Source organism: Microbacterium sp. SORGH_AS_0969, from assembly GCF_030818255.1.
In the GTDB taxonomy this organism is placed as follows: domain Bacteria; phylum Actinomycetota; class Actinomycetes; order Actinomycetales; family Microbacteriaceae; genus Microbacterium.
In genome coordinates this window covers 864873-880444 of sequence record NZ_JAUTAG010000001.1, presented here as the reverse complement: position 1 = coordinate 880444, position 15572 = coordinate 864873, and the positions used below count along the sequence as shown (strand labels likewise).

At 69.7% G+C, this 15572-nt stretch carries 14 protein-coding genes and 2 pseudogenes; 7 read left to right on the top strand and 9 right to left on the bottom strand.

Annotation, left to right across the window (positions count from 1 at the left end; all coding sequences use genetic code 11):
• Positions 1 to 34 precede the first annotated feature (34 nt).
• On the bottom strand, positions 35 to 217 hold the full coding sequence (locus QE388_RS04020; protein WP_013584267.1) for a DUF3073 domain-containing protein: 183 nt from the start codon (positions 215 to 217) through the stop codon (positions 35 to 37).
• Positions 218 to 380: 163 nt separating this feature from the next.
• Between QE388_RS04020 and QE388_RS04015 the strand changes: the two genes are divergently transcribed.
• Positions 381 to 896, top strand: a complete 516-nt coding sequence (locus QE388_RS04015; RefSeq protein WP_307383114.1) for a universal stress protein — start codon at positions 381 to 383, stop codon at positions 894 to 896.
• Positions 897 to 900: 4 nt separating this feature from the next.
• Here the strand turns inward: QE388_RS04015 and QE388_RS04010 are convergent, their stop codons facing one another.
• The 3 genes from QE388_RS04010 to QE388_RS04000 all read right to left on the bottom strand — a co-directional run bounded on the left by QE388_RS04010 (position 901) and on the right by QE388_RS04000 (position 2930).
• Positions 901 to 1506: a PadR family transcriptional regulator gene (locus QE388_RS04010; protein WP_275796290.1), complete on the bottom strand. Its 606-nt coding sequence runs from the start codon at positions 1504 to 1506 to the stop codon at positions 901 to 903.
• Positions 1506 to 2351 (bottom strand): DUF4097 family beta strand repeat-containing protein, encoded by an 846-nt coding sequence (locus QE388_RS04005; protein WP_307383111.1) that lies wholly within the window; start codon positions 2349 to 2351, stop codon positions 1506 to 1508. Before QE388_RS04005 ends, QE388_RS04010 begins: the two co-directional genes overlap by 1 nt.
• Positions 2352 to 2765: 414 nt before the next feature.
• The gene (locus QE388_RS04000; RefSeq protein ID WP_013584263.1) at positions 2766 to 2930 is read right to left on the bottom strand and encodes a hypothetical protein; all 165 of its coding nucleotides are present in this window, start codon (positions 2928 to 2930) and stop codon (positions 2766 to 2768) included.
• A gap of 231 nt (positions 2931 to 3161) precedes the next feature.
• On the opposite strand from QE388_RS04000, the gene QE388_RS03995 reads away from it, so the two are divergent.
• A complete protein-coding gene (locus tag QE388_RS03995; protein ID WP_058597506.1) occupies positions 3162 to 3431 on the top strand; it encodes a Rho termination factor N-terminal domain-containing protein in 270 nt (89 codons plus the stop codon).
• Positions 3432 to 3435: 4 nt separating this feature from the next.
• Complete coding sequence (locus tag QE388_RS03990; protein WP_307383103.1) at positions 3436 to 4401, top strand: DNA topoisomerase IB; 966 nt, start codon at positions 3436 to 3438, stop codon at positions 4399 to 4401.
• Here QE388_RS03990 and QE388_RS03985 read toward each other — a convergent pair.
• Positions 4376 to 5379 (bottom strand): annotated as a pseudogene (locus QE388_RS03985) (cation diffusion facilitator family transporter). The gene QE388_RS03990 and the pseudogene QE388_RS03985 sit on opposite strands and share 26 nt — an antisense overlap.
• A complete protein-coding gene (locus QE388_RS03980) occupies positions 5379 to 5870 on the bottom strand; it encodes a transporter substrate-binding domain-containing protein (RefSeq protein ID WP_307383102.1) in 492 nt (163 codons plus the stop codon). The pseudogene QE388_RS03985 and the gene QE388_RS03980 overlap by 1 nt, the downstream one beginning before the upstream one ends.
• Before the next feature lie 265 nt (positions 5871 to 6135).
• Here QE388_RS03980 and QE388_RS03975 point away from each other — a divergent pair, with 265 nt between their 5' ends.
• From QE388_RS03975 to QE388_RS03965, 3 genes are all read left to right on the top strand, one after another.
• Complete coding sequence (locus tag QE388_RS03975) at positions 6136 to 6501, top strand: CrcB family protein (RefSeq protein WP_275796327.1); 366 nt, start codon at positions 6136 to 6138, stop codon at positions 6499 to 6501.
• 91 nt (positions 6502 to 6592) lie between these two features.
• Positions 6593 to 6958 (top strand): fluoride efflux transporter CrcB, encoded by a 366-nt coding sequence (gene crcB, locus QE388_RS03970; protein WP_275796301.1) that lies wholly within the window; start codon positions 6593 to 6595, stop codon positions 6956 to 6958.
• An 81-nt stretch (positions 6959 to 7039) separates the two neighbouring features.
• Positions 7040 to 10210 carry an efflux RND transporter permease subunit gene (locus QE388_RS03965; protein WP_307383099.1) on the top strand — a complete coding sequence of 1057 codons (3171 nt, stop codon included), beginning with the start codon at positions 7040 to 7042 and terminating at the stop codon, positions 10208 to 10210.
• 367 nt (positions 10211 to 10577) lie between these two features.
• Here QE388_RS03965 and QE388_RS03960 read toward each other — a convergent pair.
• The 3 genes and pseudogenes from QE388_RS03960 to QE388_RS03950 all read right to left on the bottom strand — a co-directional run.
• Positions 10578 to 11114: pseudogene (locus tag QE388_RS03960) on the bottom strand (DUF998 domain-containing protein); the annotation flags it as partial.
• Positions 11115 to 11460: 346 nt separating this feature from the next.
• Positions 11461 to 12366, bottom strand: a complete 906-nt coding sequence (locus QE388_RS03955) for an aldose 1-epimerase family protein (RefSeq protein ID WP_307383097.1) — start codon at positions 12364 to 12366, stop codon at positions 11461 to 11463.
• A complete protein-coding gene (locus tag QE388_RS03950; RefSeq protein WP_275796307.1) occupies positions 12363 to 12986 on the bottom strand; it encodes an antibiotic biosynthesis monooxygenase in 624 nt (207 codons plus the stop codon). Before QE388_RS03950 ends, QE388_RS03955 begins: the two co-directional genes overlap by 4 nt.
• Before the next feature lie 439 nt (positions 12987 to 13425).
• Here QE388_RS03950 and QE388_RS03945 point away from each other — a divergent pair, with 439 nt between their 5' ends.
• Positions 13426 to 15561, top strand: coding sequence for a DEAD/DEAH box helicase (locus QE388_RS03945; protein ID WP_307383095.1), 2136 nt, complete (start codon positions 13426 to 13428; stop codon positions 15559 to 15561).
• The last annotated feature ends 11 nt before the right edge of the window (positions 15562 to 15572 follow it).

The following is a 15572-nucleotide window of genomic DNA, read 5'->3' as shown; positions in this document are numbered from 1 at the left end:
GCCGCGGATGCGGCCGGTGCAGGGCGCTGAGGCCCTACGCCTTCTCGTCTTCGTACTCGTCGGAGTACTCGTCCGCCCACTTGTCGACGTACGCGTCTTCACCCGGTTCGGGTGCGCCGAGTTCGCGCTCGAGCGCTGCGTAGTTCACCGAATAGGTGTCGTACTTCAGCTCACGGGCGATCTTGGTGTGCTTCGCCTTCTGACGGCCACGCCCCATGCGAGACCCCCTCACGATCGACATCGCAGGCCGTGCTCAGGGCCCTGCGTATTGCGGTTCCGGACCGAGCCGGTAAGAGTAACACCCAGGATATCACGGTGCCCCTCGACCCCGACCGTCGGCGGTCCGCACGGAGGTTCACCGGCGACGAGGGGAGAACGGAATGAGCGACCACGAGCCGTCGGCTGTGGCATCCGGAGCCGTCATCGCGGGGGTCGTACCCGGGCAGTCGCCCCGCGTCGTGCACGAAGCCGCGCGGTACGCCGTACTGGCGGGCGTCGAACTGATCGTGGCGCACGTCGACACCACGCGGTTCGTCGCCTTCGAGGATCCGGACGGGTACGTCAACTCGGCGACGCTCGACGTCGCGGGCGAGGTGGCGCACGCCGCGCTCACCGAGGTCGAGAAGGAGGCGGCGACCGCCCTGGCGGGGAACCCCGTGACGTGGTCGGTGCGGCAGCTGATCGGCGATCCCGCGCTGTCGCTGATCCAGCTCGCCGACGAGGTGGGTGCATCGTTGCTCGTCGTCGGCACCCGCAAGCGCGGACTGGGCGAGTCGCTCCGCGAGTTCCTGACCGGGTCGGTCGCCGCCCGGCTCTCTCACCGGCAGCACCGGCCGGTGCTGGTCGTTCCGCTGGGAGAGCCGGTCGGCGCCCACGAGGAGCTGCCCTGGGAGTGAGGCGTCAGCTGCGCATCGCGCGGGCGACCGCCTCGGACGCGTGACGCAGCGCCGCCTCGATCTCGTCGATTCCGGATGCCGAGAGCTCGCCGCCGCGGGCCACGTGCGACCGCAACTCCGAACGGACGCGTCCACGGAACTCGGTGATCGCGGCATCCGCGCGGTGCAGCTGCTCGCGCGTGCGGGAGCGAGCGTCGTCGGCAGGCGTCGTCTCGGCGTGCTCGCGCTCCTCGCGCGATGCGGCGGCGAGATCGGCGCGGAGGCTCCGCATGGCATCCCGAACGCTCCCGCGCACTTCGTCGGCGATGAGGCGCACGCTGTCGGCCAGGTCGGCCTGGATGCCCTCGAGGTCGCCCGTGCGGGCCGCGACCTCGGCGCGTCCGGCATCCGTGATCTCGTAGACGGTCTTGCGTCCGTCGACGGTCTTCGTGACGAGGCCCTCGTCCTCGAGCTTCGCGAGGCGGGGGTAGATCGTTCCGGCCGAGGGGGAGTAGGTGCCTCCCGTGCGGTCGGACAGGGCCTGCATGAGGTCGTATCCGTGGCGCGGGGCCTCGTCGAGAAGGCTCAGGATGTACAGGCGCAGGCCGCCGTGCGAGAAGACCGGGCTCATCACCATTCCTCCTCTCCGGCGAGTTCCTCGGGGCGGAGCCCTGAGATGCCGCGGCGCAGCACCGTGATCTCTCCCGACACGGTGTTGGCGCGCACGTCGACGAAGGATCCGGCGAGCGTGCCGGTCGAACCCGTGTAGTTGGTGGGACCCGAGCCCGAGCGGACGAGTCCGTCGATCTGCACGCGCCCGCTCACCGAGCGGGAGACGTAGTTGGCGGGCAGGCCGCGGTCGAGGCGGATGGTGGCCGCGCCATTGACGGAGTTGAGCGCGATCGACTGCACGGGGCCGGTGGAGTCGACGAGCATCGCGCCCGAGACCGTGTCGATCGACGCCTTCGTCACGGTGCCGGTGACGGTGACGTCGCCGGAGACGCTGTTGGCGCTCAGCGCACCCTCGAGCTCACGCACCTGCACGTCGCCCGAGACCGCGTTCGCGCTCACGTCGCCGACCAGGCCGTCGACGATGATGTCGCCGGACACCGTGTTGAGGCGGGCGTCGGTACGCAGACCCGAGACGAGGGCGCTCGCGCTCACGACGCCGAGGGTGAGGGCGACCGAGCGCGGCACGGCCACGCTCACCTCGGCCTTGGGGCCGCCGGCGCCGAAGTTGCGGAACACCTCGAGGAAGTTGTCCCAGCGCAGCTGCGGGTGGTCGATCTCGAGGCGGCCGTCGGTCATCTCGATGCGGAGGTCTTTAACCGTGACGCCGTGCACCTCGATCCGAGCGCTCGGGTCGTCGTGCGCGATCACGTCGATCTGGCCGCCGACGAGGCCGATCTTCAGCTCGCGTACGTCTTCCAGGTCGATGACGCGCGTCTCGCCGGGGTGGACGATCCATTTCTCCATGGCGGGCTCCTCTCTCGCGATATATCGCGTTTGAGAACAGTATCGAGATATATCGCGTTTTCGTCAACCCTCGTGGCAGGGTTCCGGTGGCTTCGACAGGCTCAGTCACCTGGGGTGCGGTGGCTTCGAGAGGGGTGGCCGTGGGGTTCCGGTGGCTTCGACAGGCTCAGCCACCTAGGGTTCGGCGGCTTCGAGAGGGGCGGCCGTCGGGTCCCGGTGGCTTCGACAGGCTCAGCCACCTGGGGTGCGGCGGCCCCTGCGCGCGTCAGCAGAGGTCCCTGAGCTTGTCGAAGGGACCGGGTTCCCACGCCAAAGACGGATGCCACGCGCTCGATGAGCACGTGGCATCCGGGGCGGGAGAACCCGCCGGAGGGGAGGTGACGCGCACCCGAAACGCGTCGACCTCTCAGGGGGTCAAACGGGCTTGCGTCCGCTGATCAGGCGGAACAACAGCACGATGAGGGCGATGAGGCCGACGATGATCGCGACCCACAGGAGGAAGCTCGCGGCCTGGCTCATCCCGCTCACGATGGCGATGACGATCGCGGCCACGATGATGATGATGAGGAAGATGTTCATGGGGGGCTCCTTGCTGTTCACCGCGTCACGACGCGGCACCCTGGCGAGTGGTTCTTCAACCGTGTCACTCGGGCGCTGGATCGGGAGGGGGTTGACGCGCCTGGGAAAACGCTGTTAGCCGGGCTCGCGCGGAGAAGGGTGGGCTCGGGCGATCGCGGGGACGGTGTCAACCCCGATCAGTCGTGGGGAGCGGTGGTCGTAGCGTCGGTGGTCCGACGGAAGGAGACGATCATGCCCCAGGGGCGAGGATCCAACAGTCTGAAAGACCCGGAACTCTACGAGGAACTGCGCAAGCAGGGCGACTCGAAAGAGAAGGCTGCGCGCATCTCGAACGCGGCCGCGGCCCAGGGTCGCGGCAAGGTCGGCGAGAAGGGCGGACACGCCGAGAACTACGAGGACCGGACGGTCGACGAGCTGAAGAAGCGCGCGAAAGAGCTGGGGATCACGGGCTACTCGGGCAAGAAGAAGGCGGAGCTGATCGACATGCTCCGCAACCACTGACCCGATGCCGCGGCTCATCCGCGTCCGGCCCTACGAGGACCCCGGGTTCCGCCGCGTGCGCTCGGGGTCGGGCTATCGCTTCGTGGACCATACGGGTGCCCCGGTGCCTGAGCGCGAAGCCGAACGCGCGCGGAGCCTCGTCATCCCGCCGGCCTGGCGGGAGGTGTGGATCGCGACACAGCCCAACGCGCACATCCAGGCCGTGGGAACCGACGAGGCCGGGAGGCGCCAGTACACCTATCACGCCGACTGGTCGAAGCGGCAAGACAAGGGGAAGTTCGCCCGTGCCCTTCAACTCGCCGAGGCCCTCCCGCGGGCCCGCGCCCGGGTGACCCAGTCCCTGCGTCGGAGCGACATCGACCGCGAGCGGGTCTTGGCCGTGTCGTTCCGCTTGCTCGATCTGGTCGCGCCGCGCGTCGGGAACGCGCGGTACTTCGTCACGAACGGAAGCCGCGGCCTGACAACTCTCCAACGCAGGGATGCCACGGTCGAGGGCGACCTCATCCGGCTCTCGTTCCCCGCCAAGAGCGGCAAGCGCGCCGACCTTCGTGTCCGCGATGCGGAGTTGGCATCCCTCGTCGAAGAACTCGCGCTCGGCCGCTCGCGCGCCGCGCTGCTCAGCTACAAGCGGGGGCGTCGACGCGTGCCGCTCACCCCGGGGGACGTCAACGCCTACGTGCGCTCCCTCACGGGCGGACCGTTCAGTGCGAAGGACTTCCGGACGCTGCGCGGCACGATCCTCGCGGCCGAGGCGCTCGCGAAGGTCGGGGCCACGGGTGGCAAGAACGAACGCAAGAAGGCCGAGGTCGCGGCGGTTCGTGCGACCGCCGAGGCGCTCGGCAACACGCCCGCGGTGGCGCGGTCGAGCTACATCGACCCGCGCGTCTTCTCGCTGTACCGCAAGGGGCGCACGATGGAACTCGGCGGGTCTAAGGATGCCGCGATCAGGCGGTTGATCCTCGGGGAGTGACCGCGTCGACGGTGATCGCGTCGACGATGTCGGGGAGCGCCGGGACGGGCGCCACCACGACGTCCTGAATCTTCCCGTCCAGGGCGACGCAGCCCTCTCGGGCGTTCTCGATGTCGGCGAGCGCGATCTTGCGGCGATGGGGGATGACGAACGCCTCGATGTGGAACACGTGCCCCCCTCGTCTCGCACGCGGCTTCCCGCCTCCCGTACCCACGGGAGCCCCGCGAGGTACTGGTCCACCCGGTCCACGAGAGGGTGCGGGTGGGCGTCGTCGAAGGTCGTCGCGCGCGCGTCCATCAGGTCGACGACGGCGGCGCGCAGGTTGCCGACGCCGTCGTGGACGATGCTCCCGGCGATGAAGATCGCCGCCGCGGCATCCATCCACCACAGGCCCACGCCGATCCCGAGGACGCCCACGATCGTGCCGACCGAGGTCATCCAGTCGGCCTTGTTCATGTCGGCGTCGGCGTAGAGAACCTTGTCGTGCAGCTCGCGGGCGAGACCGAGCTTCATTCGACCGACGATGACCGGCGGAATGCCCGTGACCGCCATCACCGCGATCATCAGCCAGCCGAGCCAAATCGTGACGCCGAAGAGGTTCACGGTGCCGATCGTGGGGTGCTCCGCGGTGAGCAGGCCGATGCCGGAGTCGACGATGAGGAACAGGCCCATCGCGGTCAGGGCGACCGCCGCGACGAGGTGGCCGATCGCAACCGAACGATGGAAGCCGTAGGGGTGGCGGACGGTGGGTCTGCGCCGCGCCAGACGCACGGCGATCAGGAACGCGATCGGGGGGATGAACGAGAGCAGGTCCTCGATCCAGGCCGCCTTCATCGCCTGCGAGTTGCCGAGGACGAGGAAGACGAGGGTGGCGGTCACCGCGAGGAACGCGAGTGTGACCCACTCGAGACGGATCGCGCGGCGCAAAACCTGAGCCTGTCGCTCGGGGAGCTCGGTGTGGCCGAAGCGCGCGATCATCAGCCGACTCCCTCGGTGGCGGCTTCGTCGGTCAAGAAGGTCTCGAGCCGCGAGACGAAAGCGTTCTCGCCGAGCGGGACGAGCATGACGAACTTCGCGGTCGACCCATCGTCGAGGGTGACTTCGCCGTAGGGACGCGTCATCCCGGCCCGCTCCGTCCACGGGGTCTCGTCGGTCACGCCGCCGGCGACGACGTCGAGATCGCCGTTCTCGAGGCCGCGGACGAGCGCCTCCTCGGAGCCGACGGTCCAGTCGACCTCGGCATCCATCGAGGCGGCGAAGTCGGTGAGGGCGTCGACCTCGCTCCCGCTCGGACGGTCGCCGTCGATGCGTACGAAGTCGCCGTTGGGGGAGACGCCGGCGTGCAGGACTCCCCCCTCGACGCGGTCGAGGGTGCCCTGCGGGTCGGCCGGGATCCGGATGCCGCAACCCGCGAGCAAGAGGACGCTCAGGGCCGCGGCGACGACGGCCGCGGGTCTCGATCTGGGCATGACTCCGCCTTCCGTGTGGGGACGCCGGAGGATTCTGCTCCGTCCGGGGCCGGCGCGTCGCGGGGGGTTGCGCGCGCCCCGTCTCCCGCCCTCGCGCCCTGCCCCCGTGCCGCGCTCCCTCGCCGCGCTCCCGGGCGTTGAGTGTCCAAGACACGCCGCAACGCGATGACCGGTTACGGCGTGTTCTGGACACTCGACGGGGGGTTCGTGCGGGCGCGCGCTCCGGCGCCGGTGCGGGAGAGCGGCGTAGGGTGGCGCGGTGAGCATGTGGCGCGATGTCGTCCTCGTCGCGGTCGGCGGCGCGATCGGCACCGCCGCGCGCGCCGGGCTCACCCTCGCCCTGGGGGACGACCTCGGGCCCGCTCTCGTTCCCCTCGTCAACGTCGTCGGGGCGTTCGCGATCGGCGTCGTGTTCGGTTTCCGAGCCCGGATGCCGGAGTCGTCGCGCGCGCAGCGAGCGCAACTGTTCCTCGGCACCGGGGTCCTCGGCGGCTTCACGACGTACAGCGCGCTCGCCGTCGAGTCCGCCGACCTCACGCAGCTGTGGTGGGGCGCGGCGACGGTGGTCGTGGGGACGGCGGCGGCATGGGGCGGCGTGGTCCTCGGACGCGGGCGTCTTCGGTCGCGCTGAGCGGGACGCATGGCACGCTCGTCCACGGTGGCGCGAACGGCGTCGCCGGGTCGAGGCGCTCGAGGCCTGATCGCCGCGTAGATTGACGGGCGTGACCCCGCTCGTCTTCGCCGCCGTCGCCCTCGCGGGCGGAATCGGTGCGGCGGCGCGGTACCTGCTCGACGTGGCGATCCGCCGCCGGACGGGCGAGAGCTTCCCGTGGGGCATCCTCGTGGTCAACCTCTCGGGGGCGCTGGTGCTCGGCATCCTGAGTCGCCTTCCCGCGGACGAGGCGTGGAGGTGGATCGTGGGGACGGGGCTGCTCGGCGGCTACACGACCTTCAGCGCTGTCGCGGTGGCGACCGCGCTGTTCGCCGAGGAGGGGCGGACGCGGACGGCGACGGTCTACGCCCTCGCCTCGTTCGTGGGGTCGGTTCTCGCCGCCCTCGCCGGGTTGGCCATCGGTTCGCTGGTCTGACGCGGCCTCGCCCTCGGGGGTGCGTGGGATACTGAGCGTCGATACAACTCTGTATCGAATCGCGATCCCGAGAGGTCCTTCGTGTCGTATCTGGCCGTCCTGAGCCTGAAGAACCGCGCCCTGATCGCCCTCGTCACGATCGTCGCCGCGATTTTCGGCGGCCTCGCGCTGACGAGCCTGAAGCAGGAGCTCATCCCTTCGATCCAGTTCCCGCAGCTCGCCGTCGTCACGACCTATCCCGGCGCCTCGCCCGAGGTGGTCGAGGCCGACGTGTCGACACCGATCGAGAACGCGATCCGCGGCGTGGACGGGCTCGAGTCCACGACGGCCACCAGCACGACGAACTCGTCGATCGTCTCGGCGTCCTTCACCTACGGCACCGATCTCGCCTCGGCTCAGCAGAAGATCCTCGCCGCGATCGCGCGCATCAAGGATCAGCTCCCCGAGTCGGCCGACACCACCGTCGCGTCGGCCAGCATCGACGACTTCCCGGTCATCCAGCTCGCCGTCACCGGCTTCAGCGACGCCGAGGCCGTCCAGTCCACGCTGCAGACGAGCATCATCCCCGACCTCGAAGACGTGGAGGGTGTCAACGGCGCGCAGATCGTCGGCGGAACGGGTCAGCGGGTCACGATCACCCCCGACGCCGGCAAGCTCGCGGAGCGCGGTTACACCCAGCAGTCGATCACCGACGCTCTCGACGCGAACGGCGTGCTCTTTCCGGGCGGATCGATCACCGAGGGCGACCAGACGCTGACGGTCCAGACGGGCGCGAAGCTCACCAGTGTCGACGAGATCGCTGCTCTTCCCCTCGTCCCCTCCGATGCCGCGCAGTTCCGCGCCGGCGCCACGACGATCGCCGACGTCGCCGGTGTCGCTCTCGGGGCCGACCCCACCACGACCCTGTCGCGCGTCGACGGCAAGCCCGCCCTGACGATCGCCGTCACGAAGCTCCCGGCCGCCAACACCGTCGACGTGTCGCGCGGGGTGCTCGCCGCCCTTCCGGGCCTGGAATCCACGCTCGGCGACGGCGCCACCTTCACCGTCGTGTTCGATCAGGCCCCCTTCGTGGAGCAGTCGATCGAGGCGCTGGCCCAGGAGGGTCTGCTCGGCCTCGTCTTCGCCGTCGTCGTCATCCTGATCTTCCTGATGTCGGTGCGCTCCACCCTCGTCACGGCGATCTCGATCCCGACGAGCGTGCTGATCACCTTCGTCGGGCTCCAGGCGTTCGGTTACTCCCTGAACATCCTGACCCTCGGCGCTCTCACCATCGCGATCGGTCGCGTCGTCGACGACTCGATCGTGGTCATCGAGAACATCAAGAGGCACTACGTCGGTGACGCCGAGAAGATCCCGACCATCGTCCGCGCCGTGCGCGAAGTGGCGGCCGCGATCACGGCATCCACGATCACCTCGGTCGCGGTGTTCCTCCCGATCGCGTTCGTGGGCGACGTGACCGGCGAGCTCTTCCGGCCCTTCTCGCTCACCGTCACGATCGCGATGGCCGCATCGCTCCTGGTGTCGCTGACGATCGTGCCGGTGCTGGCGTCGTGGTTCCTCAAACCGGGCAAGGTCATCCGGGATGCCGAGGGCAACCCGATCGACCCCGAGGCCGCCGACGCGCCGCCCTCGCGCCTGCAGAAGGGGTACGTGCCCATCCTCCGGTGGACGCTGAAGCACTCCTGGGTCACGCTCACCGTGGCCGTGCTGGTGCTCGGCGGCACCCTCGCCGCTGTGCCCCTGCTCAAGACCGATTTCCTCGGGGACTCGGGACAGAACACCTTCACCGTGACCCAGAAGATCGGGTCCGCTCCGAGCCTGGATGCCGAAGACGCCGCCGCGCAGAAGGTCGAGGCCGTGCTCCTCGACACCCCCGGTGTCGAGACCGTGCAGACCTCGATCGGCTCGAGTGGATCCGCCCTCCGGGACGCGTTCTCGGGCGGCGGATCGGGCATCACCTACTCGATCACCTCGCAGGCGGGCGTCGACCAGGTCGACCTCCGCGAGCGGGTGCGCACCGAGCTCGAGGGGATCACGGATGCCGGCGAGATCGAGGTCGCCGCCTCGGGCGGCGGCCTGGGGTCCACCGACATCACCGTCGACGTGACCGCCGCCGACGGCCAGTCCCTCCAGGAGGCGAACGACGCCGTCGTCGCGGGCCTGCAGGGCAAGGACGGCATCGGGCAGGTCACCAGCAGCCTCTCCGCGTCGCTACCGTTCGTCTCGGTGCGTGTCGACCGCGCGGCTGCGGCCGAACGCGGGCTGTCGGAGCGCACGGTCGGCGCGCTCGTGTCCAACACGATGCAGCCGCGCCAAGCCGGCACCGTCGAGATCAACGGCCGCGGCGTGACGGTGTACGTCGCCGCGGAGAATCCGCCCGCGACGGTCGACGCGCTGCGCGCCCTCGAGATCCCGAGCGCCGGCGGGACCGTACGCCTCGATGAGATCGCGACGGTCGAGCAGAGCCAGACGCCCCCGTCGATCACGACCGCGCGGGGCCTGCGCACCGCGACGGTGACCGTCACCCCCACGACCGATGACCTGGGCAGCTCTTCGTCGAGCGTGAACGCGGCGCTCGCCGACGTGCAGCTCCCGGAGGGGGCGACGGCGAAGGTCGGTGGCGCGGTCACCGATCAGCAGGATGCCTTCGGGCAGCTGGGTCTCGCGCTGCTGGCCGCGATCCTCATCGTCTACGTCGTCATGGTGGCGACGTTCAAGTCACTGCGTCAGCCGCTCGAGCTCTTGGTGTCCGTGCCGTTCGCCGCGACCGGAGCGATCCTCCTGCTGCTGGTGACCGGGGTGCCGCTGGGCGTGGCCGGCATGATCGGCGCCCTGATGCTCGTCGGCATCGTCGTGACCAACGCGATCGTGCTCATCGACCTCGTGAACCAGTACCGCGCGCGGGGTCTCAGCGTTCACGATGCCACCATCGTCGGCGGCTCACGGCGTCTGCGCCCGATTCTGATGACCGCGCTCGCCGCGATCTTCGCCCTCGTGCCGATGGCGCTGGGCATCACCGGGCACGGCGGGTTCATCTCGCAGCCGTTGGCCGTCGTGGTGATCGGCGGGCTGGTGTCGTCGACGTTCTTGACGCTGCTGGTGCTGCCCACGCTGTACAACCTCGTCGAGGGAGCGCGGGAGCGACGCCTCGCCCGGCGTGCGGCGCGCGCGACGCATGAGGACGACGCGCCGGAGGTCGTTGCAGAGGATGGACACCCGCTGAGCCGACGCGAGCTGCGCGACCGGCACTGAGCGCGCCGACGGCGCGACCCGTGGGGTGCGCGGCGATGACGGAGCGCGTCGAAGTCGCCGTGCGGGTGTCCGGTCCCTTCGACGGGCTCAGGGACCTGTGGCCGGCGCTGTCCGTGCGACCGGTGCGGACCGACGCGAGGCGGCCCGTGGACGGCTGGCAGGTGGCGAGATCGCGCGACGCAGTGGGATGGGGTGCGACGACGTGGAACCGCGCAGCGGGACGCGGGCTCCGTGACCAGCGCAGCGTGAGGGTCCGCCCGACGGCGACGACCGGAGCGCCGGCGGAAGCCGAGCGACGCGCGGCGACGTCGGCGCCCGTCGTGGGGGGAACGGCGCCGGCCTGAGCGAGAGCGTGCGTGAAGACGCCGGACCACCCGAACATCGCCGCGAACGCGATCACCTCGAACAGCGCGAGGTTGATCGTCGCGGTGACGAACAGCCAGGCGCCGGCGAACAGGAACACGAACACGAGGGCGGTCGAGATCGCCAGGCGCCGGTGCAGACGGTGCAGCAGCACGGGCGTGGTGATGAGCAGGGCGGCGAAGCCGAGGACCATCATGCCGGCGACCTTGTCGTGCAGATCCTTGTTCGTGTTCAGGGGAACGCAGCCCACGAGCGCGAGGTTGACACCGATCACCGAGAGGCAGATCAGCGCCACCGTCGCGGCTCCGCGGCGACCCGCGCGTGAACCGAGCCGACGAAGGTCGCGGCGGACTCGGAAGGCGTAGACGACGACGAGAGCACCCCCGACCTTGAGCGTGGTGTTGAAGAAGGTGCCCGACACATCGTGGAAGGTCCCGAGCTGGCTGAAGTGCAGCTGCCACCACAGCGGATCGGTCGTGGTGACGATCGAGGCCAGGATGCCGCCCACGAGCACGACCAGGACCACCGCCGCCAGGTGCATCGTCGAGAGGGTGCTCGCGCGCCGCGCCAGAGAGCGCGACGCCGTGAGCACCTCACGGGGGGTGATGCGCAAGGAGGGGGAGGAAACGGTTGATCGGACCGCGAGGCTCATTTTCGGGCACTTTCCCTGAGGCGTGGACCGAGAGCCCCCCAGCACCGCGAGACCCTCGGCCCCCGTCGGCTAATCGGGTAAAGCCGAGAATCGAATGCCTTCGGTCCCCGGCGTCGACGGAGACCGTCAGCAGAATGCTAACTTTTCTGTCGCCTCCAGAGGAAATGTCTTGCGAAGAAATACCCCAGGTCGTAAGGGAAAAATATGTCCCCCAAAAGGGGGACATATTGATTTGTTATGCGCTAAAACGAATACCCCACTCCCGCGTGAGAATGGCATTCGGTGCCAATGCGTGCACGTCAATTCCGGAGGCGAAGGCGTTCGCGGGTGCGGTCATCGGCTCGATCGCCACGGCGAGCGGCTGCCCGGGATAGCGATCGGTCGTGAACACCTGCGCCCACCCGAATCCGGCGTCCTGCCACAACTGCAGGACGCGACCGTCGGGGGCGGTGAGTGTGTGCACGGCCCGACCGTCGGCATCCCTCTCCAGACCCCGGTACCCGTTGTCGAGTGAGGCGTCCCCGAGGCGCCGACCATCACGCAGGTCGGTGTCGGCGTCGACGGGCACCTCGTCGATCGGGATGTTGCGCTCGTCCAGCACGAGCGTGGTCGTCCCGGTCGACCGGATGACCAGGTCGGCGGTCTCGACCCCGCTGATCTGCAGGTACGGATGCACGCCGAGGGCGACAGGGGCGGTCTTGGCGCCGACGTTCTCGATGCGGTGAGCGACGTGCAGTCCGTCGTCCAGCAGCGTGTACGTCACGCGCGTTCGCAGGTGGAACGGGTAGCCCGTCTGCGGCACCACGTCGGCACCGAGGACGAGTCGCTCGTCGGTGTGCTCGATCGGCTGGTACGTGCCGAATCGCAGCAGTCCGTGGCTGGCGTTGCCGAACTTCGGCTCGCTGATCGCGAGCTGCAGCTCTGCGCCCTCGAAGGAGTACTTGCCGTCACGGATGCGGTTCGGCCACGGAACGAGGACGACACCGGATGCCGCGGGCGTCGGCTGATCGTCAGGATAGGGCGGCACGAGGTCGACGCCGCCGACGGTCAGGGCCCGGAGGGCGGCGCCCACCTGGGTGATCTCGGCGGAGGAGTGCGCTCCGCGGAGGCGGAAGCGGTGTCCGGTCGGGTCAGCGGTCATGACGAAGCCTTTCGCGTACGGGGCGGACGCTGCAGCCACGGCCGCAGCAGTCGGGTGACCCACGGGAGCACCGCGTAGGTCATGACGGGGGTGAGCATGAGGGTCGTGGCCAGCACGCGCACGACGAGGGGGATCTCGGCGAACCCCGGGATGAAGCCCAGCAGCCACGATGCGAGCAGGTTGGTGGGGAAGAAGCCCACCCAGATCGTCACGGCTTGCTTCCAGCGCGGGGGAGCCGCCGGCACCGGCTGTTGCACGGGGGAGGTGGTGGCATCCGTCGGGTGAAGGACCGATCCGAAGGAAGCGTCGAACCAGCCCTCGATGCCGGTGCGGCGCTCGACGCGCTCCTCGCGAGCGAACGGCCGCCCCGAGTCGAGCCACCACTGGCGCTGTGTCGAGGTCTCCCACCCCTCGAGCGTCGTGATGTCGCGGAAGCGGTACAGCATGTACCAGAGGTCGCTGTCTTCGCCCGCGCGCACCCACCCCGAGCCGAGGAAGCCCGGGAAAGCGGTCGCGAGGTCGGTGCCGGCCTGCATCCAGGAGGTCGCTTCGGCGGTGCGCGTCGGGTCGATGCGCCGCTCGATCGCCACCGTGATGGGGTGGGCGTCGGTGTCTGCCATGCGTCCATCTTCGTGCAGACGGGGGCTCGGCCGGGGTCGATGGGATGTCCCAATTTGTGCGGTTTCGGGCTGTCGAACCTGCACAATTCGGGACATGTGTGCGGGACGTCAAGGAGCGTGTCCCACATTGTGCGAGACATGGGCGGCAAACCAGCACAAAGTGGGACATGGATGCGGCGGTCACGGGTTCGCGGAGGTGAGTTCGCGCGAATGGGGACATGGATGCCATTCCCAGGCGCGACCTGTAACGTAGGCGGGTCGGCTCTGGACACCGCGTGTGATGCGCGGATGGGTTTGTGAGTCCAAGGGGCCGATGGACAGGACGCGATCGCGGCCTCGACCATCATCAGTGAATGGCCCCCGGCCGACGACGTTCCGGGTTTCGCACCGCCACGAGCGGTGCAGCTGTTTCGCGCGAACAGAACCCAGGAAGTCCCCCATGCCCAAGAGCAAGAAGCCCGCCGGCGGCCGCGCCGCCAAGAACTTCGAGCCGCGCTACGGCGCGAAGACCTCGTTCCAGGACCGCAAGCGCCGCCCCGGCACCGACGCGCCCGCCAAGCCCGGCAGCAAGAGCCCGAACCACCGCGGCTACCGCCCCGAGGCCGAGGCCGCTTCCGACAAGCGCCGTTGGAGCGCGTCCGACCGCGCCGGTCGCGACGAGGCCCGCAGCATCCGTCACTCTGCTCGTGACGACCGCTTCGGTCGTTCGGATCGGGATGCCACGGCCGGCCGCCGCGACGAGCGTCCGGCGCGTTCGTTCGACGACCGCCCGCGTCGTGACTTCGGGGATCGCCCGTCTCGCTCGTTCGACCGTCCCGCGCGTTCGTTCGACCGTGACGACCGTCCTCGTCGTGATGCCGGCGAGCGTCCCGCCCGGTCGTTCGACCGCAGCGACCGCCCGGCCCGGTCCTTCGACCGTGACGAGCGTCCTCGTCGTGACGCCGGTGAGCGTCCGGCCCGTTCGTTCGACCGTAACGACCGTCCCGCACGCTCCTTCGACCGCGACGAGCGTCCGCGTCGCTCGTTCGACGACCGCCCGGCGCGCTCGTTCGACCGGAACGACCGTCCCGCGCGTTCGTTCGATCGTGACGAGCGTCCCCGTCGCGATGCCGGTGAGCGTTCGGCCCGTTCCTTCGACCGCAGCGATCGACCCGCCCGTTCGTTCGATCGTGACGAGCGTCCCCGTCGTTCCTTCGACGACCGCCCCTCGCGCTCGTTCGACCGCAGTGACCGCCCGCAGCGTTCGTTCGACGACCGTCCCCGACGCACGGACGGCCCGAGCCGCAGCGATTGGAGCGCCACCCCGAAGCGCTCCGCCGAGCACGAGCAGCGCGTCGACGTCGTCCACGAGCGTCTGCAGGCCGAGGCCGTCGACGCCGCGACCGTGACCGACGCCGGCTTCGCCGACCTCGGACTCGGCGACAACATCGTCCGCGCGCTCGCCGGTCTCGGTGCGGCGAGCCCCTTCCCGATCCAGGCCGCCACGGTGAAGCCGATCCTGGAGGGCCGTGACGTCCTCGCCCGCGGCCGCACCGGCTCGGGCAAGACCATCGCCTTCGGAGCCCCGCTCGTCGAGAGCATCCTGCGCGCGCAGGCGAGCAAGCGCCGCGAGTTCGGCCGCGCGCCGAAGGCGCTCATCCTCGCTCCGACCCGTGAGCTCGCGCTGCAGATCGACCGCACGGTCCAGGTCATCGCGCGCAGCGTGGGCCTGTTCACCACGCAGATCTACGGCGGCGTGCCGCAGGCTCGTCAGGTGGGCGCCCTGAAGAAGGGTGTCGACATCGTCATCGGCACGCCGGGCCGCATCGAGGACCTGCTCAACCAGGGCAAGCTCGACCTGTCCGACGTGCAGATCGCCGTCCTCGACGAGGCCGACCACATGTGCGAGCTCGGCTTCCTCGAGCCCGTGCAGCGCATTCTCCGCGCGACCGCCGACGGCAGCCAGAAGCTCCTCTTCTCGGCCACGCTCGACCGCGAGGTCGCAGCCCTCGTCGACGAGTTCCTCGTCGAGCCCGCTGTGTACGAGGTCGCCGGCGAGGACCAGGACTCGGGCACGATCGACCACCGCGTCCTCGTGATCGACCACCGCGACAAGGCCGAGATCCTCGGGTCGCTCGTCGACCGCGACGGCAAGACACTCGTCTTCGCCCGCACCCGCGCGTACGCCGAGATGCTCGCGGAGCAGTTCGACGAGGCCGGGATCGCCGCGGTCGCCCTGCACGGCGACCTGAACCAGCAGAAGCGCACGCGCAACCTCGAGAAGCTCACCTCGGGTCGCGTGAACGTGCTCGTCGCCACCGACGTCGCCGCCCGCGGCATCCACGTCGACGACATCGATCTGGTCATCCAGGCCGACGCGCCCGACGAGTACAAGACGTACCTGCACCGCTCAGGCCGTACCGGCCGCGCCGGTCGCAGCGGCACCGTCGTGACCCTCATCACGCGTCAGCGTCAGCGACGGATGACCGAGCTGCTCGACCGCGCCGAGATCGACGCCCCCTTCGAGCCGGCGCAACTCGGTGACGACCTGATCGAAGAGATCTCGGGTCGCCAGCTGGCCGACGTCACGTCCTGATCCGGCCGTTC